We start from the raw sequence: 20,583 nt of genomic DNA on the forward strand, positions 1-20,583 counted from the left end.
TGATGACCTCCTATTCGATCAGACGCTTGCCATCATGGTGGCCTTGGCCGGTGCGGTATTGGGCGCAAACTTTGCGTTTCGCGTTTCGAAAAAGCGCACGACCATCCATGCCACGAGGCATAGCAGCGAATAGATCACCGCCAGCACAAGGTAGGTCTCGAACTGGTACTGATTGTAGTCGCGCTCCATGACGAGATGGGCGGTCGCCATGACATCCGCGGCGCCGATGTACATCACGAGTGCGACGTTGTGGATGAGGTAGATGATCGAATTGCCGTAGCCTGGCAGGGCGATGTGCACCGCCTGGGGTCCGACGACACGAAGGATCTTCTGAAGGAAGGTGTAGCCGAGACTGTCGGCGGCGTCATGCTGACCGCGTTCTACGGCGAGGTAGGCTGGCCGCAGAACCTCGGAAAGATAGCCTCCATGGTAGAGGCTGAGGCCCACGATCGCCGCGACATTCGGGGACACGAAGTCCTCGACCTCGAACAGAGCGACGACCAGCGGCAGTCCGTAGAAGGCGACGAACAGTTGCAGCACGACGGGGACGCTCCGGGCATAGGACACGTAGAGGTCAGCCAGCTGGCTGAGAACCGGTATCCTGCGCACCCGGAACGTTGTCGCAATCAGCGCCAGCAGGAAGCCGGCGATCATGGCCGTGAACGTGATCGCAAGCGTCAGCGGCAATGCCTTGAGCAGCTCGGGGATCATGATGGAAAGGTCCACTTGGGAACACTCCTTGTTTCAAATTCAGCCTTGATCGTCGGCCCTGCCTTGGGTGTTACTTCATGTAGGTGGTGATGTCCTCGCCGAACCATTTCTGCGAGAGCTCGGCGAGCGTGCCGTCGGCCTTGAGCTCCTTCAGAGCCTTGTCGATGTCTGCGGAGAGCGCCTTGTTCTCCTCGGAGCGATGGATCAGCACGAAGGTGTTGTTGATCGCCACCGGCTCGCTTGCCTTAACGTTGAGCTTCTGCTGGTCGATGACCGTCTGCTCGCCGAGGTTCGACGGCAGAACCAGCGCGTCGTATTTGCCGTTCTCGACCTCTTTCAGGCGATCCGGATAGGGAATGCCGGCGCTGGAGGCGGTGATCTCGATCTTGAAGTCGGGGTTCTTTTCCTGCCAGGCGGTGGCGAATTTGTAGATGCCGCCGCCGGCCGTCACCGGCACGATCTTCTTGCCGACCAGATCCTTCATCTCGTTGATGCCGCTATCCTTGCGGCTGTAGATCTTGATCAGGCTGGCGCCGATCGGGCTCTCGGGAATGAGGAACTGCTTTTCACGAGCGGGCGCCCGGTAGTAGCCGCCGGTCGCGATGTCGTATTTTCCGGTCGCAAGGCCGGTCTCCTGAGCGATGTCGGCTGCACCCTCCATCTCGAATTTGTACTGGGGCAGCTTGGCGTTAATCGCCTTCAGGACGTCGGGTTCGTAACCCTGCGGCTCGACGCCGATGGCACCCCACGAGAGCGGCTTCGATTCGGCAGCCGTGGCGATCTTGATGGTGCGCACGTCCTCGGCATGCGATACGCCCGCTGTTGCGAGGGCCAAGGCAACGCCGGCGACAGCGAGGCCGAAGGTGCGGCGGGAAGTCGACTTGATGGAAGACATGTCAGGCATCCTTTCTTTACTGGATGGAGTGTTCGGAATTCAGGAACTGGGCAAGACGCGGGTTGGAAGGCGTGTCGAAGATCTCGGCGGGGCTGCCTTGAGCGGCGACAACGCCCCGATCCATGAAGACGATGCGGTTCGAGATGTTCTTGGCGAACTGCATCTCGTGGGTGACGAGGAGCGAGGTGATGCCTGACGACGTGACGTCCCTGATCACCTTCAAAACCTCGCCGACGAGTTCGGGGTCGAGCGACGACGTCGGTTCGTCGAAGAGCATGACATCCGGCTTCACGGCCAGCGCCCGCGCAATGCCGGTTCGCTGCAGCTGGCCGCCAGACAGCTGGGACGGGTAGCTGTCGACCTTGTTCGAAAGCCCCACCCGCTCAAGCTCCTGCAAAGCGATCGAACGCGCCTCCTCCTTCGACTTGTGCTGCACGACGACGAGCGGATCCATCACGTTCTGAATGACGGTCATGTTCTTGAAGACGTTGAACTGCTGGAAGACCATCGCCGTCCGTAGCCGGATCGCCTGGACCGCGGTGCTGTCCGGCTTCCGGTAGTCCATCCTGACCTGATCGAAGGCGATCGTGCCGGAGGCGGGCTTGGCCAGATAGTTGATGCACTTCAGCAATGTTGTCTTGCCGGTGCCGCTGGGGCCGATGATCGACACCACGTCGCCGCGGTTCACCGAGAGATCGACACCGTTCAGGACCTGGGTGTTGCCGTAGGACAGCTTTAGATCTTTGAGCTCAAGCATTTCGGGTCGGTGTCCTTTCGGCAGATAGGTCGGAAAGCGTCGTGGTCTCGTCGTCAGCCCACTCGTCTCCGAGCAATTCGGGCGTGTCGAACGCCTGGAGATCGGAGAAATGACGCTCGCGGTCGGCGACGAACAACGCCCTGACGATGCCGCGGGCAAGCCGGTCGGCGCCTTCGCTGATCGCGGGAATATCGCCCGTGAGTTTGCCGTGGCTGAGGGTGGCCGGGAAATTGAAGCAGTGGATGCGGGCCAGCGCCGGGCAGGCGCCCGGCTCAACCTCGAGGAACTCGAACGCGTCGCCGAGGTCCGGCGAGGTTTCAAGCTCGTCGTTTCGCATGTCCGCGGGTACGGGAAAGCGGTCGCGCCAGAGGCGGATATGGGGTGCGACGGGGCCAAGTTCCGGCCGGTTCGTCAGGTCGACCTTGAAGCCGGTGCCGAAGATCAGAAAATCGACGGGATAGCTGCCGTTCGGCGTCGTCACGACGATATGGTCGCCTTGCTGTTGCAGCCGGTCGATCGGGCTTCCCAGATGGAAATGGGCCTGCGGGAAAGCGCTGACACGCAAGACGCTCGGACGCGGAGGCGGCGTCTGCGAGCGCATGGCATAGTCGAGAAAGCGCCACTTCCAGTCATCCGGCAGACCGGCGAAGCCGTGCACCACGCCCTGGCTGCCGATGCCGGTGAACTTGTTGATCCGTGGCAGGTCGGTCCTGCGCACGAACAAGTCAAGCCGGGCGGCGCCTGCCTCGAGCGCGGTGGCGGCGTTGTCCATCGCCGAGGCGCCGGCGCCGACGACGCCAACCCGCTTGCCGCGCAATGCGGTGAAATCGATTTCGTCGGCGGTGTGAGCCCAGAACTTGCGATCGACGTCATCGGCGGTCGGCGGCACGAAGGGACCGCCCAGGCCGTCGCGGCCCGTCGCCAGCACCACGTGACGCGCGATCGTCGTTTCGGACCGGCCATCGTGACGGCAGACGACATCGAGCAGGCCGTCGGCGCGTGGACGAATGGCCTCGACGGCGACCCCATTGCGCACCGGCAGTTCAAGCACGCGCCGGTACCAGACCAGGTAGTCCATCCATGTCTCACGCGGCGCCCTGTCGAGTGCTGCCCAGGCATCGCGGCCGTGCAGCGCCTCGTAATAAGCGCGGAAGGTCAGCGCCGGCAGCCCCATCGCCGGCCCGGTCAGTTGCTTGGGAGAGCGAAGGGTTCGCATCCTGGCGAAGGTGACCCACGGCCCCTCGCTTCCGGCAGGCGCCTTGTCGAGAACGACGTGGTTGGCGACGCCGAGCCGCTTCAGCATGGCGGAAGCCACGAGCCCGGCCATACCAGCACCGATGATCACGACGTCGACCACTCCTTGGCCATCGACGATGCGGGGCGGAACCCAGGACTTGGCCGGCAGCTCCAGCCAGGCGAGATCCTGCCGCAGGCGTGCCTCGAGGGCCTCGAGACTGTTCGGAGAGGTCGAGAGGTCGCTCATGACGGTACGTCCTCGGTCATCGGGCTGCCGCCATAGACGGTGTCGGCCAAGGCTTCGACGCCGCCTGCGTCATGCAGCCGGCAACCGGGCATCGCCAGGGCCACCGCGCGCGCCGCATCGATGACGGCGGCGACCGTCGGGGTCAGCGGCATCGCGACCGGCGAGATGGCGCCAAACAGGAAGGGGATGGTGTGGTCGAGGACGCGCATCACGATCCCCTCGAGCGGAACGCCGGAGACCGTTGCCGGCTCGACGATGGCCGCTCCCAGTCCGGCCCGGACCATGGTGAGCGCCGTCAGCGAGGCGTTGACGTCGATCATCCGTTCCGGCGCGACGCCTACCCGCTCCAGCGCTTCGTCGATACGGTGCCGCAGGCGGTAGGGATTGGCGAGCGTGATGATGCGGCGCTCGGCGAGATCGGAAAGGCGCACCACGTCATCGTTGGCCAGCGGATCGTTGGCGGCAAGAGCGACGACACACGGCGCTTCGGCAATCCAGTGCACGTCGAGGCCGGGGTGTTCCAGCGGCAGGCTTGAGATCCCGAAGTCCGCCGAGCGGGCGAGTACCGCCTGCACGACGTTCTCGGCCGCCAGCGCCTGCACATGGAGATGACGCGGTATCAGGTCCGGCGCGACGGCTGCGATCGCCTGGGGCAGAACGCCGGCCGCAAGTGAAGGCGTGGCCGCGATCGTCAGCGACGGCGGCTCATCGAGACCGATGGCATTCGCCCGTTCGCGAATGTGGGCGAGGCTGGCAAGATGGCGTTCCACCTCGGCATGAAAGAGCAGACCGCGCGCGGTCGGGCTGATGCGCGGACCGCTTCGATGCAGCAGCGCATAGCCGATATCGGCTTCCAGATCCTGAATCAGCCGCGTGACCGCCGGCTGCGATCGTCCCAGCAGCCTTGCCGCCCCGGTCACGCTGCCGGCGGACATCACCGCTGCGAAGGCTTCAAGTTGCCTTATATCGAAAGAGTTAGAATGCATAGTGGACATCAAACACTCTCCTTCATGTCAGTAAAGCATGACAATTCTCATTTGACGACGGGAAATAGATAAAAAATTCACATCGAATGCTGTTTATCATTCCAATTTGACATAATGAGGCGTCAGGCCTACCTAGGGCTTATGTCCTTTGACGTCTTGAGGAGCTTGTTTTGACACTCATCGAAACTCTTGCCTCCGTGAGCCTGGGTTCAGCCCTCGCGGAAGCCGTGGGGAAACGCGCGGAAATCCTGCGCCTCACTGAAGCGGCCCACGACGCCGTGCTTCTGCCACGCGATCCCGGCGGACTGTCCCACGGCCTGAGGGCCGCGCTCGCCGCCCGCATGGCGCGCCACAACCGCAGCCCGGCGCTCGCAAGCCACTACGACACGCTCGTTGCCCGTGCCGGCGAAGCGGCGACAGCCTTGCTCGCCGAGCCCGACACGAATGTGACGGACCCGCGAACTGCGGAGATCGTTCGTCATGCCGACCGGCTGACGCTCGCGCCGCGCGATGCCACGCGTGCCCATGTCGAGGCATTGACTCAGGTCGGCGTCACCGACGCCGACATCGTCCGGCTCGCGGAGCTTGCGGCTTTCGTCAATTACCAGGTGCGGGTTCTCGCCGGCCTGAAGCTGCTGGGAGAAATGCGATGAGCGAGGTCGTCCACACCTTCACCACCACGGTGCCGCGCTGGCAGCCCTATGTCGTTCCGGTCGATTTCGCGACAGCTACCGACGAGCAGCATGCAGCGATGCAGACGACGCCGTCGAACAAGGGCATCTCGCCCTATGTGCTGACCCTGGCGCATGATCCCGAGACACTCGCGGTCCGCTCGCCGCTGTTCAACCTGATCATGTACGGCAAGGACGGACTGGCGGGGAGCGAGCGCGAATTGGGCGCGGTCGCGGCCTCCGTCGTCAACCGCTGCGTCTACTGCGCCGCCGTCCATGCATCCCGGTTCAACAATCTGACAAAACGCACCGATGTCATCGAAGCCGTATTCGCCGATGGTCTCGAGGCGACGCTCGACGAGCACCTCCAGGCAATCTTCGACTTCTCAGCCCGACTGTCGACCACACCGCCCAAGGCGGTCGCGGCCGACGCGCAGGCGCTGGCAGACGTCGGGCTTGACGAGTTGGAGGCTCTCGATCTCGTCCTCTCGTCTGCCATCTTCGGCTGGGCGAACCGGCTGATGCATACGCTCGGTGAGCCGATGAAGGACTAAAGCGCGTCACAATCGCGCTGCAACTTGGCCGCCCGAGAGCGAGCCGGTCACACAAGCGAAAAGGGCGACCGAATGGCCGCCCTTCATCCATCAGCAACGGAAGCTCAGAGCTGTTCCAGCATCGCGGCAGCACCCGAGACCGTTGCCTGGCCGGGGCTTTCCTCGACGTTGAGGGCTTTCACTACGCCGTCTTCCACCAGCATCGAATAGCGCTTGGAGCGGAGGCCGAGGCCGCCGGCGGAGAGGTCGGCGTCGAGGCCGACGGCCTTGGTGAAGCCGGCATCCCAATCTGCGAGGAAGTGGATCTTGCCCATGCCGCCGGAGGATTGCGCCCAGGCGCCCATCACGTGCCAGTCGTTGACTGATACAACGGCGATGTCGTCGACGCCCTTGCCAAGGATGGTGTCGCGATTTTCGAGATAACCCGGCAAGTGGTTCAGCGAGCAGGTCGGCGTGAAGGCGCCCGGCACGGCAAAGAGCACGACGCGCTTGCCGGCAAAGAGCTGATCGGTGGTGATTTCGACCGGGCCGTCAGCCGTCTTTTCCTTGAAGGTGGCGGCAGGAAGCTTGTCGCCGATCGCGATGGTCATGGTGTTCTCCTTGGTTCTGGCTTGGGGGTTTCCGGCTTTGGGGTTCTGCTTGGCGGCGGGCGCAGCAGGGGATCGAGGCGACTATAGGAGCCCATCATTGAAAGGCAAGTGTGGTCTCCATCGCCCTTTCGCCGTCGATGACCAGCACGCCCCAGCGCTTGCCGGATATGTCGTAATCTTTCGGCAGCTTGCCGATTGATACATCGACCTTGAAGGTGGCGCCGTCGCGTTTGCCGCCGATCTGCTTGGTGAAGGCATAGCCGCTCGGGCCGGTGACGATGATATCGGGCGCGGCCTTGCCCTCGCCCGGCCCCCTGCCCGGCAAAGCGAGCGTCAGCGACAGCGTCTTCCTATCGGGCGACATCGCATGCGCCGTCACGTCGAAATCCGGCGATGGCGGCTTCGGCAGCCTCGCATCGGCAGCCTGAAGGATCGCCTCCTCCTGCGGGTGCGACTGGATGGCGGGGCCAAGCTTCAGCTGCAAATCCGCCTGGAAGGGAATGCAGATATCCTTGCAGATGCCGATGAAGGCTGAGGCGTCGATCGTAACCGGGCCTTTGCCGGCCGCCGTCAGCGACAGCGGCAGCGTCACCGGCGCGTCATAGGCGATATCCTCGATCGCGCCGTTGAAAAAATGCTTCGGAACGGGATAGGCGATGGTTTCGAGCGTGACGCCACTGCCCGCCGTGATGGTGATCTGGGGCGGAATGCCATTGCCGCCTGGCTCTTTCCAATAGGTGATCCAACCGGGTTTCGGCTCGATCTGAAGAGCGGCGCGGATTTTGCCGGCGGCATCGGGCGCCAGCCCCACGAGGCGCATGCGGCCGCCCTCGTTGTCCGCCCAGGGGCTCATTTCCGCATGGGCGGAATAAAACGGCACAAGGGCTGCGGCCACCGATACAACCGCGATTAAAAGCCTGCGCGGGCCTGAGGAAATAATCATCATGGAACAAAGGTTTACCGAATGTGCTGTTTGGCCGCCAGAAGTCGCGGCGATTTAAATCTTCATTTTCAGTTGATTGATGTGTGACATTGGCCCATGTTTCTTTTGTCGAGGCCTTGGTGCGGTCTAGCAGCAGGAGGAACGATGTCCTTATTGACGCTGAAGAACAGACGGGAACGTGGCTTCTTCGATGGCCAGTTCCTCATCGCCATGCCGGGCATGGAAGACCGCAATTTTGCGCGCACCGTGATTTACATCTGCGCGCATTCGGATGCCGGCGCCATGGGCTTCGTCATCAACCGTCCTCAGAGCCTCACCTTCACCGATGTGCTGCTGCATCTCGACATGATCAAGCAGGAAGATTCGATCGTGCTGCCGAAGCGGGCGCGCGATTTCCCGATCCAGACCGGCGGCCCAGTGGAAAGCGGCCGCGGTTTCGTGCTGCATTCGGACGATTATTCCAGCGACTCCAGCATTCCCGTTAGCGACGACATCTGCCTGACGGCGACGCTCGATATCGTCCGCGCCATCTCCAAGGGCGATGGGCCGACGCGGGCGACGATGCTGCTCGGCTATTCCTCCTGGTCGGCCGGCCAGCTCGAAAGCGAGGTCGTCAACAATGGCTGGCTCACCTGCCCGGCCAATGAGGAACTGATCTTCGACCGCAGCCTCGATGACAAATACGAGCGGGCGCTCGCCGGCATGGGCGTGACCGCTGCGATGCTTTCGGCCGAAGCCGGCCATGCCTGAAAGGCTGGCCTGACGGCAACGGGAACGAATAGCCAAGAGTGACGTTTCATTTCGGCAAGCATGGACAAAAGGCCCATGCCGACCAAGGAGACATCACTTATGGGTAGCACCAGCGACAAGATTTCCGGCAAGGCAAACGAAATTGCCGGCAAGACCAAGCAGGCCGTCGGCAAGGCGACGGACGATCGCGAGATGCAGGCCAAGGGCGCCGTCCAGGAAGCCAAGGGCAAGGGACAAGTCGCAACCGGCAAGGTCAAGGACAAACTCAAGGGCGCCGTCGATCGGCTCTGAGCGACAGCACTAAGACGCGCAAAGGACGCTGTGCTTCCAATTTAAGGAATGCGCAGTAGACGCTCATCCTTTGTCACCATGCCTGCTGCGCCCTCGCGCGGCAGGCATTTTTAATCCGTCACCCTCATGATCTGCAAAGATAGATACGATGAAACTTTTTGCCTGCGACAACTGCGATCAGGTCGTCCACTTCGACAACCGGCGATGCGTGCGCTGCAACCATCGCCTCGGCTTCCTGCCCGGCGATCTGGCGATGCATGCGCTGGAGCCGCGCGACGAGACACTCTGGCAGCTCGTTTCCAATCCCGATCGCGACGTCCGCTTCTGCGCCAATGCCGGCCTCGATATCTGCAACTGGCTGGTGGACGGTGACGGCGAGAGTGAATTCTGCGTTGCCTGTCGGCATAACCGGCTGGTTCCGAACACCGATACCCAGGACGGCATCGATCGCTGGCGGCGCATCAGCCAGGCGCAACGTCATCTGTTTTATTCGCTGCTGCGCTGGAAGCTGCCGCATCCCGATCGGGAGCAAGACCCGCAAGGCGGCCTGGTCTTCGATTTTCTCGAGGATTCGATAGAGAGCAACGGTTATATCGTGCCGGCCATGACCGGCCATGAGGAAGGCCTGATCACCATCCGCGCCGCCGAGGCCGACGATGCCACGCGCGAACAGGCGCGCAGTTCGATGAACGAACCCTATCGCACGTTGCTTGGCCATTTCCGCCACGAAGCCGGCCATTTCATCTGGAACAAGCTGGTGCGCGATCGGGGCGGCCTTGCCGGTTTCCGCGCCGTCTTCGGCGACGAACGGCAGGACTATGCGACAGCCCTCCAGAACCATTATGCCGGCGGCGCCCCCTTGGGATGGCAGGATAATTTCATCAGCGCCTATGCGGCCTCCCATCCATGGGAGGATTTCGCCGAATGTTTCGCCCATTACCTCCACATCGTCGACACGCTCGAAACCGCCCGCGCCTTCGGCATCGCTATCGATCCGCGCGGCCACGAGGAAATCGCCGGCGAGGTGGATTTCCTCCCCTACCGGGCAGGCAGCGCCGAGCAGTTGGTCAGCGCCTGGGTGCCGCTCAGCCTGGCAATCAACGCCATCCAGCGCAGCATGGGCCAGCCAGACTCCTACCCCTTCGTGCTGTCCTCGCCGGTCGTCGCCAAGCTCGAATATCTGCACCGGCTGATCCAGGGGGCTGCGACGGCGCCGTAGCGGGTGGGGTGAGAGAGGTCAGAGCACTTTGCGGGGTGCACGTCGCGGGTGGCGCTTGCGCCCTCTTCTCCCCAGTGGGGAGAAGGTTGCCCGAATGGTCGGATGAGGGGCCACACGGCAACAGTTTTATGATTGCTGTTCGCTCACGCGCAGCGCATTCGCGGCTTCGCCGCTCACCCCCTCATCTGCCTGCCGGCATCTTCTCCCCGCTGGGGAGAAGGGAATCGTGGCAATGTCGCATTCGTCGTTCGCCTGTCAGAAGCTCAAGGGAGCAAGGGGAAATGCAATCCTACCCCTAGGCGGCTTTCTAAAACGAAACCGCCTTGCCCTTCTTGAACGGCTCCATGCCCCGGCGCGCCAGTTCATCGGCGCGTTCGTTTTCCGGGTGGCCGGCGTGGCCCTTGACCCAGTGCAGCGTCACCTTGTGGCGGTCACGGGCCGCCTCCAGCGCCTGCCAGAGCTCGGCATTCTTCACCGGCTTCTTGTCGGCGGTCTTCCAGCCGTTCTTCTTCCAGCCGAAAATCCACTTGGAGATGCCGTCCTTGACGTAGGCGCTGTCGGTATAGAGGTCGACCTCGCAAGGGCTCTTCAAGGCCGATAGCGCCGAGATCGCCGCCAGCAGCTCCATGCGATTGTTGGTCGTATCCGCCTCGCCGCCGCAAAGCTCCTTTTCGACGTCGCCATAACGCAGCACCGCGCCCCAGCCGCCGGGGCCGGGATTGCCGGAGCAGGCGCCGTCGGTGAAGATATCGACGTGTTTCATAGGCTCAATCCATATTCGGCGGCCGAGCCGACCTGGCGGTGGAAGCGCAGCTTGCGCAGATATTCGAGCGGGTCCTTCTTGGTGACCATGGCGCCTTCAGGCGTCGTCAGCCAGTCATAGAGCCGTGTCAGGAAGAAGCGCAGCGCCGCGCCGCGCGACAGCACCGGCAGAGCGGCGATCTCTTCGTTGCTCAACGGGCGCACGCTCTGGTAACCCTCGAGCATCGCCGTGCCCTTGGTGATGTTATAAGCGCCGTCCTTTTCGAAACACCAGGCATTCAGGCAGATCGAGACGTCATAGGCGAGCAGGTCGTTGCAGGCGAAATAGAAATCGATCAGGCCGGAGAGCGCGTCGCCAAGGAAGAAGACGTTGTCCGGGAAGAGGTCGGCATGGATGACGCCGCCAGGCAGGCCCTTCGGCCAAGCGGCGGCGAGGAAATCGAGTTCGCCGCGGATCTCGTCCTGCAGGCCGGCCTCGACCTCGTCGGCGCGCGCCTCGGATTTCTCCCAGAGCGTTTGCCAGCCGTCGATCGACAGCGCGTTCGGGCGCTTCAATTCGAAACCATCGCCAGCGACATGCATTTCGGCCAGCGCCCGGCCGACTTCGCGGCAATGTTTGGCCTCCGGTTTCCGCAGCCACATGCCTTCGAGGAAGGAGATCAGCGCCGCCGGGCGGCCGGAGAGCGAGCCGAGCAGCGCGCCGTCGCGGCGCGGCAGCGGCAGCGGGCAGGAAAGGCCGCGGGCCGAGAGATGCTGCATCAGCCCGAGGAAGAAGGGCAGATCGGTCTTTTCGACGCGCTTCTCATAGAGCGTCAGGATCAGCGGGTCCTTGGAGGTATGCAGCAGGAAATTGGAGTTTTCGACGCCTTCGGCGATGCCCTTGTAGGAAAGCAGCGTGCCGGCGTCATACTCCGTCAGGAACCACTTCAGATCGTCTTCGGCGATATCGGTATAGACTGCCAAGTGAGGTCTCGCCTTCATGCATTGCGGTTATTGGGCCGCCGGATCGACCATCCGGCGTCGATGGGGTTTCCGTCTGGGGATCAGCCGTTGACGAAGGCCATGTCGGCCGCCGTCAGCTCGATGCTGCGCAATTCGCGGTTGACCAGGAAATTCTCGGTCTCCTGCACCGTTTCGGCCAGCTCGACACGGGCGTCGAAGCGGGCGCGGAAGGCCTCGATGATCTCGTTGACGATGACCTCAGGGGCGGAGGCGCCGGCGGAAAGGCCGAGCGTCGAAATCGCACCGATTTCGTCCCAGTCGAGTTCGGCGGCGCGCTGTACCAGGATCGATTTCTTCGCCCCTGCCCTCAGCGCCACTTCGACGAGGCGCTTGGAATTGGAGGAATTCGGCGCGCCGACGATGATGAAGAGATCGCAGCCGGGGGCCGCCTGCTTCACTACTTCCTGGCGGTTGGTCGTCGCATAACAGATCGAGTCGGCCGCCGGCGCCGTCAGATTGGGAAAACGCTCCTGCAGGCGGGCGATGACGCCGGCCGTATCGTCGACCGACAGCGTCGTCTGTGTGACGTAACCGAGATTGTCGGCGTCGACAGGAATATAGGCGTCGGCATCCTCGATCGTCTCGATCAGCGACACCGAACCCTCGGGCAGCTGGCCCATCGTGCCGATCACTTCGGGGTGGCCGGCATGGCCGATCAGAACGACATGGCGGCCGAGGCGATTGTGGCGCATCGCCTGCTTGTGGACCTTGGAGACCAGCGGGCAGGTGGCGTCGAGATAGAAGAGATTGCGGCTTACCGCATCCTCCGGCACGGATTTAGGCACGCCATGGGCGGAGAAGACCACCGGCTGGGCGCGATGCTCGGCCGGGATTTCGTCCAGCTCCTCAACGAAGACGGCGCCCTTGGCCTCCAGCCCCTCGACGACATAGCGATTGTGGACGATCTCGTGGCGCACATAGACAGGCGCGCCATAGGATTTCAGCGCCAGCACGACGATCTGGATGGCGCGGTCGACGCCGGCGCAGAAGCCGCGCGGCCCGCAGAGCCTGATCGTCAAGGGAGGTTTCGCCGCAATATTCATGGCTGTTCCGGATTGAGAGATTTAGGGACCTCTAGCCCAATATAGGTGGAATTTGAAGCGATACTATTGCGCCGGCTGCTTGCCCGGCTTGCGAAACCAGGAGATCCCCACCACGGCAACAAGCACGGCGGCAAGCCCATACCAGGTGAAGGCATATTGCAGATGGTCGTTCGGCAGATCCACCTGGGTAACGCCGCCGATCGGCAGGCCGGCCGGATTGGGAGTTGAGTCGGCATCGACGAAAAACGGAATGACGCGGGCCTTCTCCAGCCCGACGCTTTCGGCCATGACGTCGAGATCCTTCCAATAGAAGATGTTCTTGGCAATATCGTTGTCGGGCACCACCCAGGAAGGTTTGCCGGGAAGTTTTTCGCGGGCGAGACCGGTGACGGTCTGCTGATCCGTCAGCTGGCCCTGCATGCGCATTTCGGGCTCCTTGTTCTCATAGGGAACGAAGCCGCGATTGACCAGGAGCGCGCGCCCGTCGGCAAGCTCCAGGGGGGTATAGACATAGAAGCCGGTCTGGCCGCGCCAGGTGGCGAAGAAGTGGCGCTCCTTGTTGTTGATATAGCGGCCAGTGGCGGTGACCTTGCGATATTCGATATCGCCGCCGCTTGCCGCCATCGCCTCGATATCGGCAAGCGGCACGGGGGCGGCCACTTGCCGCGCGGCGATATCTGCGAGCAGGCCCTCTTTCCAATGGAGGCGTTCCACCTGCCAGGTGCCGAGCGAAATCAGGATGGCAAGGGCGATCAGCACTAGGATGCCAGTGATGACGGGCAGCCGGCGGCGCGGCATGGCATGCTCTATTTCAGTCACTCAGGCGTCCTTCGCGGGCATTGTGGCGGTATTGCATGGCGATCAGGATGCCTTTGAACCAGCGTAGGGTCAGCAGCGACAGGATAATGGTCAGCGGGCCGAAGAGCAGAATATGCACCCAGATCGGCGGCCCGTAATTCACCTGCAGCCACAGCACCATGCCGATGACGATGAAGCCGACGATGAGGATGACGAAGACGGCCGGCCCGTCGCCGGCATCGGCGAAGGAATAATCGAGGCCGCAGGAGGCGCAGCGCGGCTTGACCCCGAGCAGGCCGTCGAACAGCTTGCCCTGACCACAGCGCGGGCAGCAGCCCTTGATGCCTGTCTTGACCGGATCGACGGGGGGATAATGGGCGCTGTCTTCGCTCATGTCATTCCTTCTGGCCATTCCTTCTCTGCAGTCCATCCTGCCTTAACTCTCCCATAAAGTATTCGCATCCCGAATGGAAATGCCTGCGCGCTTTCGCCTCAGTGATTCGCGCCAAACAGAAGAAGAAGACGGATGACCAATGACAACCATGCCGGCCAGATCATTATTTTGAACGGTGCGCCCAGAAGCGGCAAATCCAGCATTGCGCGCGCAATCCAGGACGAATTCGAGGGGCCGTGGATCAACCTCGGCGTCGACAGCTACAATGCCATGACGCCGAAGCGCTATCTGCCCGGCATCGGCTTAAGGCCGGGCGGCGAGCGGCCGGAGCTCGAAGAACTGGTGCCGTTCCTCTATGCGGCGCTTTATGAATCGATCGCCATGCATGCCGGATTTGGCCTCAATGTGGTGGCCGATCTCGGCCATCATGACAGCTACTCGCAGCCGCTCGGCATTCTCGCCGACTGTGCCAGGCGCCTGGACGGCTTTTCCGTGCTGTTCGTCGGCGTGCGCTGTCCGATCGAAACGATCATGCAGCGCCGGGAATTCAAGCAGGAAGGCCGCGAGACACTGTATGTAAGAGCCACCGAGGAGGTGCCGATCCCCGAGCCGGTGCAGCGCTGGCAGGACGAGGTGCACCGGCCGGGCATTTATGACATGGAGGTCGATACTTCGGTGCTGACGGCACTTGAATGCGCCGAAGCGATCCGCCAGCGCCTCGATCTCGGCATTCCCGAGCCTTCGGCGTTCGAACGGATCGCCGGCGCGCGCTGAGAAAGGGCGAGGCCCAAATGGGCAAAGGCATGCCGCGGCTTATCGACTGGGAGAAGGCGCCCGTAGGGCGGGTGGGGGGCCACAGAAACAGGTCTTTCCAAACGTTGCGGAGGTTCGACCGCGCCAGAATTGTCTCGCCCGTGTCGCTTACTGGGATAGGCGGTTACGGGCGTGGTGCCGTGTAGCCCCCTCATCCGCCTGCCGGCACCTTCTCCCCGCTGGGGAAAAGAGATTTGCGGCAACCGCTCCGTTCCCTACTGACGAGAACCGAGCATGGGGGAACACACAAAAAAAGGGCGGACACGAGGCCCGCCCTTTGTTTGGATAATCGCTGCAATCAGCCGGCTGCGACGGGCGCGCCCCAGCCGCCCCAGACGTAGATGCAGAAGAACAGGAACAGCCAGACGACGTCGACGAAGTGCCAGTACCAGGCGGCGGCCTCGAAGCCGAAATGCTGTTTCGGGGTGAAATCGCCGCGCAGCGACCGGATCAGGCAGACCAGCAAAAAGATGGTGCCGATGAGGACGTGGAAGCCGTGGAAGCCGGTCGCCATGAAGAAGGTCGCGCCGTAGATCGAATTCTTGAAGGCGAAAGGTGCGTGGGCATATTCATAGGCCTGGACGCTTGAGAAGAAAATGCCAAGCAGCACCGTCAGCGTCAGGCCCTGGATCAGGCCCTTGCGGTCGTTGTGCAGCAGCGCATGGTGCGCCCAGGTGACGGTCGTGCCCGACAGCAGCAAGATGACGGTGTTGTAGATCGGCAGGTGCCAGGGATCGAGAACCTCGATACCCTTCGGCGGCCAGGTGCCGCCGGTGTAGAGCAGACGCGAGGCCTGGATTGCCTCGTTCGGATAGAGGCTGGCGTCGAAATAGGCCCAAAACCAGGCGACGAAGAACATCACTTCCGAAGCGATGAACATGATCATGCCGTAGCGCAGGTGCAGCGAGACGACGCGGGTGTGGGCGCCCTCATGGGCCTCCTTCACCGTATCGGCCCACCAGCCATACATCACGTAGAGAACCAGCGCGAAGCCGATGTAGAAGAGCCAGGGGTTGGCGAGTTCGGCGCCGGCGAGCTTGAAAGAGCCGCCGCTCAGGTAGCGCATGTAGCAGACGCCGCCGATCGCCATGATGAAGGCGCCGAGCGAGGCGAGAATCGGCCACGGGCTCGGATCGATGATGTGATAGTCGTGATTCTTCTGATGAGCATCGGCCATGTAGCTATCCCCGGATGTCTTCCTTCACTCCGCTCCCGGCATAGCCGGAAACGAGCCTTGATCAAAGTTTCTTTTCACTTTTTACCGCTCCACCCTCATTCGAAGCCACAGGCTTCGGACCCTCTTTCGGGTAGAACGTATATGACAGCGTGACCGTGTGGATGTCCTTGGACTCCACGGCCTTGACGATTTCCGGGTCGATGTAGAACACCACCGGCATGTCGAGCTTCTCGCCCGGCTTCAGGTCCGTTTCCGTAAAGCAGAAACATTGCACCTTGTTGAAATAGACGCCGGCTTCGCCCGGCGTGACGTTGAAAACCGCCTGGCCGCGCTGGGTCTCGTTCGAGCGATTCTCGGCGGTGAAATTGACCTGGATCGTTTCGCCGATCTTCGGATTGACCTCGCGCTCGACCGGCCTGAAGTCCCATTGCAGGCCGGGCGCGACATTGGCGTCGAAGGTGACGCGCATCGTGCGGTCGAGCACGACGCTCGACACCTGGTCGACGCGCTGCGTCGTGCCGTTATAGCCGGTGACCTGGCAGAAGATGCGATAGAGCGGCACGGCGGCGTAGCTCATCGCGCCCATGCCGAAGACGAAGCTCAGGCACATCATGACGACGGCGCCGTTGTTGCGGCCCTGCTTCTTCGGTGCACCGTTTTCGCTCATCCGGCCATTCCTCCGCCGATCTTCACGATGGTGATCGCGTAGAAGAGGACGACGAGGCCGGCTAGCACCAGCCCAAGGGCGATGTTGCGGTTGCGGCGCGACTTCATCTGCTTTTCGGTGAGCTTGACCGTTTCCATCAGAACCAACCCCCCGCATGCGAGAACAGTACCGACGCCAGCCGGTCGATCATCAGGGCGGAGAACACGGCGAAGAGGTAGAAGATCGAGAAGCCGAAGAGCTTCTTCGCCGGGATCATCTTCAGATCGCCGTCGGGCATACGCCAGACGGCGATGGAACAGTATATGAAGATCGCGCCGAGGGCGGCGGCGACGAGGCCATAACCGAGGCTCGCGAAACCGAGGAAGGACGGCAATACCCCACAGACGGCGGTCAGCACCGCATAGGCGACGATCTGATGCTTGGTCACCCGCTCGCCGGCGACGTTCGGCAGCATCGGCACGCCGACGGCCTCGTAATCGCGCATCTTGAACAGAGCCAGAGCCCAGAAATGCGCCGGCGTCCACAGGAAGATGATCATGAAGAGAACGGTGCTCTCGACCGTCACGCTGTTGGTGACGCAGGCCCAGCCGATCATCGGCGGGAAGGCGCCGGCAGCACCGCCGATGACGATGTTCTGCGGCGTCGAGCGCTTCAGCCACATGGTGTAGACGACGGCGTAGAAGAAGATGGTGAAGGCAAGGATGCCGGCCGAGAGCCAGTTGACGGCAAGGCCGAGGATGACGACCGAGAAGCCGGAAAGCACCAGGCCGAAGGCGAGCGCCTCCGAGGGGGCGATGCGGCCGGCCGGGATCGGACGCTTGGCGGTGCGGCTCATGATGGCGTCGATATCGGCGTCATACCACATATTGAGCGCGCCGGAGGCGCCGGCGCCGACGGCGATACAGAGAATGGCGATCAGCCCGAGGACGGGATGGATGTGGCCCGGCGCCAGCACCAGGCCGGCAAAGGCGGTGAAGACCACGAGCGACATCACCCGCGGCTTCAGCAATTCGAAATAATCGCGCGCACTCGCTTCCGACAATTCGCCGTCCTTTGCAAGCACCCCGTGATTGTCGATAACCGTCATCATTCCGTCCTGAATGTCTTACCATCAGGACGCCGTATCGAACGCGGCGTCCTGATGTCCGCGCAATTTACTTGATGCGCGGAAGCTGTTCCCACTGGTGATAGGGCGGCGGCGAAGGCAGCTGCCATTCGAGCGTCGTTGCACCCTCACCCCACGGATTGTCGCCGGCGACGCGCTTCTTGGCGAAGGCTTCGAAGACGCCATAGAGGAAGATCAGCACACCGAAGGCCGAGATGTAGGAGCCGATCGAGGAAACATAGTTCCAGCCGGCAAAGGCATCCGGATAATCGATGTAGCGGCGCGGCATGCCGGCGAGGCCGAGGAAGTGCTGCGGGAAGAACACCAGGTTGACGCCGATGAACATGATCCAGAAATGCAGCTTGCCGACCAGCTCGTTGTACATGTAGCCGGTCATCTTCGGGAACCAGTAGTACCAGCCGGCGAAGATCGCGAAGACGGCGCCGAGCGACAGAACGTAGTGGAAGTGGGCCACGACGTAATAGGTGTCATGCAGCGAGCGGTCGAGACCGGCATTGGCAAGCTGGACGCCGGTGACGCCGCCGACCGTGAACAGGAAGATGAAGCCGATCGCCCAGAGCATCGGCGTGCGGAACGAGATCGAGCCGCCCCACATCGTCGCAATCCAGGAGAAGATCTTCACGCCCGTCGGAACGGCGATGACCATCGTCGCGAAGACGAAGTAGCGCTGCGCGTCGAGCGACAGGCCGACCGTGTACATGTGGTGGGCCCAGACGACGAAGCCGACGGCGCCGATCGCTACCATGGCGTAGGCCATGCCGAGATAGCCGAAGATCGGCTTCTTCGAGAAGGTCGAGATGATGTGGCTGACCATGCCGAAGCCCGGCAGGATGAGGATGTAGACCTCAGGGTGACCGAAGAACCAGAACAGGTGCTGGTAAAGGATCGGGTCGCCGCCGCCTTCCGGAGAGAAGAAGGAGGTGCCGAAGTTGCGGTCGGTGAGCAGCATGGTGATGCCGCCTGCCAGAACCGGCAGCGACAGCAAGAGCAGGAAGGCGGTGATCAGCACGGACCAGGCAAACAGCGGCATCTTGTGCAGCGTCATGCCGGGAGCGCGCATGTTGAGGATCGTGGTGATGAAGTTGATCGCACCAAGGATCGACGAAGCGCCGGCAATGTGGAGCGCGAAGATCGCAAGATCGACCGCCGGTCCCGGCGTGCCGCTCGTTGCCAGCGGCGGATACATCGTCCAGCCGCCGCCCGTGCCGTAGGCGCCTGCCGGGCCTTCGACGAACATCGACAGCAGCAGCAGCGCGAAGGCCGGAACGATCAGCCAGAAGGAGATGTTATTCAGGCGCGGGAAGGCCATGTCGGGGGCGCCGATCATGATCGGCACCATCCAGTTGGCGAAACCACCGATCATCGCCGGCATGACCATGAAGAAGATCATGATCAGCGCATGCGCTGTGGTGAACATGTTGAACATCTGCTTGGCGCCGTCGATCGCGGCATCGCCCTCATAGCCGTAGACCATCGAGGCCAGGCCGTGGAAGATCTGGATACCAGGCTCCTGCAGCTCCATGCGCATGGCGACGGACAATGCACCGCCGATGATGCCGGCGATGATCGCGAAGATCAGGTAGAGCGTGCCGATGTCCTTGTGGTTGGTCGAGAACAGCCAGCGATTGGCAAAGCTCGGCTTGTGCCCGTGATCGTGATGATCGTGGTCATCATGAGCGTGGTCGTGATGGGCGTGATCATGAGAATGATCGTCGTGAGCGGAAGGTCCAGCCATTGTCCCGATCCCCTTAATTACTGTGCTTCGGCGACGTCGAGGGTCTTTGCGGGACCATCGGTTGCGGCCATGAGTGTCTTGTAGGCGCCGGGCAGGTCGCTGGCGGCTGTGGTCAGCCACTGCTTGTACTTGTCCTCGGAGACGACGCGGATGGCGATCGGCATGAACGCATGGTCCTTGCCGCAGAGCTCGGAACACTGGCCATAGAACAGGCCTTCGCGCTCGGCCCGGAACCAGGTCTCGTTCAGGCGGCCCGGCACGGCGTCGATCTTGACGCCGAAGGACGGCATGGCGAAAGCGTGGATGACGTCGGTCGGGGCCGAGGTCACGAGAACGCGCACCGTCTTGTTGACAGGCAGGACCAGCTCATTGTCGACGGCCAGAAGTCTCGGATAAACCGACTTGTCTTCCTTGCCGGCGGCAGCACGGTCCTGATCCTTCAAGAGGTAGCTGTCGAAAGCCAGCGGGCTGTCGCCCGAACCTTCATATTCGTAATTCCACTGCCACTGGGTGGCGGTCGCCTTGATCGTCACGTCGGGGTTTTCAGGCAGCGTCAGCTGCGCCGTCAGCAGGTTGAACGAGGGAATGGCGAGAAGAAGCAGCACCAGGACCGGCCCCACGGTCCAGGCAATCTCGATCAGCGTGTTGTGGCTCGTCTTCGAAGGAACCGGGTTGGCGCTGGCGCGGAACTTGACGCAGACGACAATGAGCAGCACCAGCACGAAGAGCGTGATCGGAACGATAAACCAGAGGGTATATTGTTCGAACCAATGGATTTCCCGCATGATCGGCGTCGCCGCCGGCTGCAGCGTTGCCTGCCACGGCAGCGGCTGGTCGGCATATGTGCCGGAAGCAAAAAGCAGACAGACCAGCGTGGTCAGGGCTGCATAAGCCTTCTTCATCACCTTATAATCTCCCTCGAGCGCTTGACCTGCAGAATAGAACGCAGAATCCTTGCCATCTTCAGCGCTTCAAACCACAGTTTGGCATTTGCCGCAACAGGCCAGAGCAATTGTCTATGCGGCATTTTTGCTGAAAGCATAGGCAGGCCGGAAGGGCAAAACATCCCAAGTTTTTCATCAGCATATGAAAAATCGGCTTTCCGGCCAATCCGCGCGCCGCACATTCTTGCCGAAAGGTCCAATTTCCGCCGCAGTCCCCCGGTTTTCACGGGGTGGGGCTTTTCATTTTTGGTGGGCAGCTTCAACAATAGCCG

25 protein-coding genes are annotated in these 20,583 nt (G+C 62.2%); 6 read left to right on the forward strand and 19 right to left on the reverse strand.

The genetic code is table 11. From position 1 onward, the window contains the following. Window positions 1-18 precede the first annotated feature (18 nt). The 5 genes from OS035_RS01700 to OS035_RS01720 are packed head-to-tail and all read right to left on the reverse strand — an operon-like array spanning window position 19 to window position 4,841. Window positions 19-726, reverse strand: coding sequence for an amino acid ABC transporter permease (locus OS035_RS01700; protein ID WP_018245130.1), 708 nt, complete (start codon window positions 724-726; stop codon window positions 19-21). 55 nt (window positions 727-781) lie between these two features. After that, entirely contained in the window at window positions 782-1,606 is an 825-nt protein-coding gene (locus OS035_RS01705; protein ID WP_310806781.1) for an amino acid ABC transporter substrate-binding protein, read from the reverse strand. A gap of 16 nt (window positions 1,607-1,622) precedes the next feature. After that, a complete protein-coding gene (locus OS035_RS01710) occupies window positions 1,623-2,363 on the reverse strand; it encodes an amino acid ABC transporter ATP-binding protein (protein WP_310803945.1) in 741 nt (246 codons plus the stop codon). Continuing rightward, window positions 2,356-3,846, reverse strand: a complete 1,491-nt coding sequence (locus OS035_RS01715) for an NAD(P)/FAD-dependent oxidoreductase (RefSeq protein ID WP_331813302.1) — start codon at window positions 3,844-3,846, stop codon at window positions 2,356-2,358. The genes OS035_RS01710 and OS035_RS01715 overlap by 8 nt, the downstream gene beginning before the upstream one ends. After that, window positions 3,843-4,841, reverse strand: coding sequence for a LysR family transcriptional regulator (locus OS035_RS01720; protein ID WP_331813303.1), 999 nt, complete (start codon window positions 4,839-4,841; stop codon window positions 3,843-3,845). The genes OS035_RS01715 and OS035_RS01720 overlap by 4 nt, the downstream gene beginning before the upstream one ends. 161 nt (window positions 4,842-5,002) lie before the next feature. On the opposite strand from OS035_RS01720, the gene OS035_RS01725 reads away from it, so the two are divergent. Further along, entirely contained in the window at window positions 5,003-5,485 is a 483-nt protein-coding gene (locus OS035_RS01725) for a CMD domain-containing protein (RefSeq protein WP_331813304.1), read from the forward strand. Then, the gene (locus OS035_RS01730) at window positions 5,482-6,057 is read left to right on the forward strand and encodes a peroxidase-related enzyme (protein ID WP_331813305.1); all 576 of its coding nucleotides are present in this window, start codon (window positions 5,482-5,484) and stop codon (window positions 6,055-6,057) included. Before OS035_RS01725 ends, OS035_RS01730 begins: the two co-directional genes overlap by 4 nt. A 104-nt stretch (window positions 6,058-6,161) precedes the next feature. Here the strand turns inward: OS035_RS01730 and OS035_RS01735 are convergent, their stop codons facing one another. Both OS035_RS01735 and OS035_RS01740 read right to left on the reverse strand, forming a co-directional pair. Further along, window positions 6,162-6,647 carry a peroxiredoxin gene (locus tag OS035_RS01735; protein ID WP_003557102.1) on the reverse strand — a complete coding sequence of 162 codons (486 nt, stop codon included), beginning with the start codon at window positions 6,645-6,647 and terminating at the stop codon, window positions 6,162-6,164. A 94-nt stretch (window positions 6,648-6,741) separates the two neighbouring features. Then, a complete protein-coding gene (locus OS035_RS01740) occupies window positions 6,742-7,593 on the reverse strand; it encodes a protein-disulfide reductase DsbD domain-containing protein (RefSeq protein ID WP_331813306.1) in 852 nt (283 codons plus the stop codon). A gap of 141 nt (window positions 7,594-7,734) precedes the next feature. On the opposite strand from OS035_RS01740, the gene OS035_RS01745 reads away from it, so the two are divergent. The 3 genes from OS035_RS01745 (at window position 7,735) to OS035_RS01755 (ending at window position 9,850) form a co-directional block, all read left to right on the forward strand. Beyond that, the gene (locus OS035_RS01745) at window positions 7,735-8,340 is read left to right on the forward strand and encodes a YqgE/AlgH family protein (RefSeq protein WP_017959273.1); all 606 of its coding nucleotides are present in this window, start codon (window positions 7,735-7,737) and stop codon (window positions 8,338-8,340) included. A 99-nt stretch (window positions 8,341-8,439) separates the two neighbouring features. Beyond that, window positions 8,440-8,631 carry a CsbD family protein gene (locus tag OS035_RS01750; protein ID WP_003546001.1) on the forward strand — a complete coding sequence of 64 codons (192 nt, stop codon included), beginning with the start codon at window positions 8,440-8,442 and terminating at the stop codon, window positions 8,629-8,631. A 148-nt stretch (window positions 8,632-8,779) separates the two neighbouring features. Next, window positions 8,780-9,850, forward strand: coding sequence for a zinc-binding metallopeptidase family protein (locus OS035_RS01755; protein WP_331813307.1), 1,071 nt, complete (start codon window positions 8,780-8,782; stop codon window positions 9,848-9,850). 307 nt (window positions 9,851-10,157) lie between these two features. Here the strand turns inward: OS035_RS01755 and rnhA are convergent, their stop codons facing one another. The 5 genes from rnhA to OS035_RS01780 all read right to left on the reverse strand — a co-directional run bounded on the left by rnhA (window position 10,158) and on the right by OS035_RS01780 (window position 13,849). Continuing rightward, window positions 10,158-10,613: a ribonuclease HI gene (gene rnhA / locus OS035_RS01760; RefSeq protein ID WP_003545999.1), complete on the reverse strand. Its 456-nt coding sequence runs from the start codon at window positions 10,611-10,613 to the stop codon at window positions 10,158-10,160. Continuing rightward, window positions 10,610-11,575, reverse strand: coding sequence for a homoserine kinase (locus OS035_RS01765; RefSeq protein WP_310803951.1), 966 nt, complete (start codon window positions 11,573-11,575; stop codon window positions 10,610-10,612). The genes rnhA and OS035_RS01765 overlap by 4 nt, the downstream gene beginning before the upstream one ends. 80 nt (window positions 11,576-11,655) lie before the next feature. Continuing rightward, the gene (gene ispH / locus OS035_RS01770; protein ID WP_003588093.1) at window positions 11,656-12,657 is read right to left on the reverse strand and encodes a 4-hydroxy-3-methylbut-2-enyl diphosphate reductase; all 1,002 of its coding nucleotides are present in this window, start codon (window positions 12,655-12,657) and stop codon (window positions 11,656-11,658) included. 63 nt (window positions 12,658-12,720) lie between these two features. Next, on the reverse strand, window positions 12,721-13,476 hold the full coding sequence (locus tag OS035_RS01775) for an SURF1 family protein (RefSeq protein WP_310803952.1): 756 nt from the start codon (window positions 13,474-13,476) through the stop codon (window positions 12,721-12,723). Beyond that, complete coding sequence (locus OS035_RS01780) at window positions 13,469-13,849, reverse strand: DUF983 domain-containing protein (RefSeq protein ID WP_183777299.1); 381 nt, start codon at window positions 13,847-13,849, stop codon at window positions 13,469-13,471. The genes OS035_RS01775 and OS035_RS01780 overlap by 8 nt, the downstream gene beginning before the upstream one ends. A 132-nt stretch (window positions 13,850-13,981) precedes the next feature. On the opposite strand from OS035_RS01780, the gene OS035_RS01785 reads away from it, so the two are divergent. Beyond that, window positions 13,982-14,623, forward strand: coding sequence for a chloramphenicol phosphotransferase CPT family protein (locus OS035_RS01785; RefSeq protein ID WP_331813308.1), 642 nt, complete (start codon window positions 13,982-13,984; stop codon window positions 14,621-14,623). A 337-nt stretch (window positions 14,624-14,960) separates the two neighbouring features. On the opposite strand, the gene OS035_RS01790 is transcribed toward OS035_RS01785, so the two are convergent. The 7 genes from OS035_RS01790 to OS035_RS01820 all read right to left on the reverse strand — a co-directional run bounded on the left by OS035_RS01790 (window position 14,961) and on the right by OS035_RS01820 (window position 20,574). Further along, window positions 14,961-15,839 (reverse strand): cytochrome c oxidase subunit 3, encoded by an 879-nt coding sequence (locus OS035_RS01790; protein ID WP_097624101.1) that lies wholly within the window; start codon window positions 15,837-15,839, stop codon window positions 14,961-14,963. A gap of 61 nt (window positions 15,840-15,900) precedes the next feature. Then, a complete protein-coding gene (locus OS035_RS01795) occupies window positions 15,901-16,506 on the reverse strand; it encodes a cytochrome c oxidase assembly protein (protein WP_310806788.1) in 606 nt (201 codons plus the stop codon). After that, the gene (locus OS035_RS01800; protein WP_097624099.1) at window positions 16,503-16,643 is read right to left on the reverse strand and encodes a hypothetical protein; all 141 of its coding nucleotides are present in this window, start codon (window positions 16,641-16,643) and stop codon (window positions 16,503-16,505) included. Before OS035_RS01800 ends, OS035_RS01795 begins: the two co-directional genes overlap by 4 nt. Then, on the reverse strand, window positions 16,643-17,593 hold the full coding sequence (locus tag OS035_RS01805) for a heme o synthase (RefSeq protein ID WP_097624181.1): 951 nt from the start codon (window positions 17,591-17,593) through the stop codon (window positions 16,643-16,645). Before OS035_RS01805 ends, OS035_RS01800 begins: the two co-directional genes overlap by 1 nt. A 67-nt stretch (window positions 17,594-17,660) precedes the next feature. Then, a complete protein-coding gene (gene ctaD, locus OS035_RS01810; RefSeq protein ID WP_018449293.1) occupies window positions 17,661-19,367 on the reverse strand; it encodes a cytochrome c oxidase subunit I in 1,707 nt (568 codons plus the stop codon). 17 nt (window positions 19,368-19,384) lie between these two features. Further along, window positions 19,385-20,269, reverse strand: coding sequence for a cytochrome c oxidase subunit II (coxB, locus tag OS035_RS01815; RefSeq protein ID WP_003588103.1), 885 nt, complete (start codon window positions 20,267-20,269; stop codon window positions 19,385-19,387). Beyond that, a complete protein-coding gene (locus OS035_RS01820) occupies window positions 20,269-20,574 on the reverse strand; it encodes a hypothetical protein (RefSeq protein WP_131711370.1) in 306 nt (101 codons plus the stop codon). The genes coxB and OS035_RS01820 overlap by 1 nt, the downstream gene beginning before the upstream one ends. Between the last annotated feature and the right edge of the window lie 9 nt (window positions 20,575-20,583).

The organism is Rhizobium sp. 268 (genome assembly GCF_036571585.1).
Classification (GTDB): domain Bacteria; phylum Pseudomonadota; class Alphaproteobacteria; order Rhizobiales; family Rhizobiaceae; genus Rhizobium; species Rhizobium redzepovicii.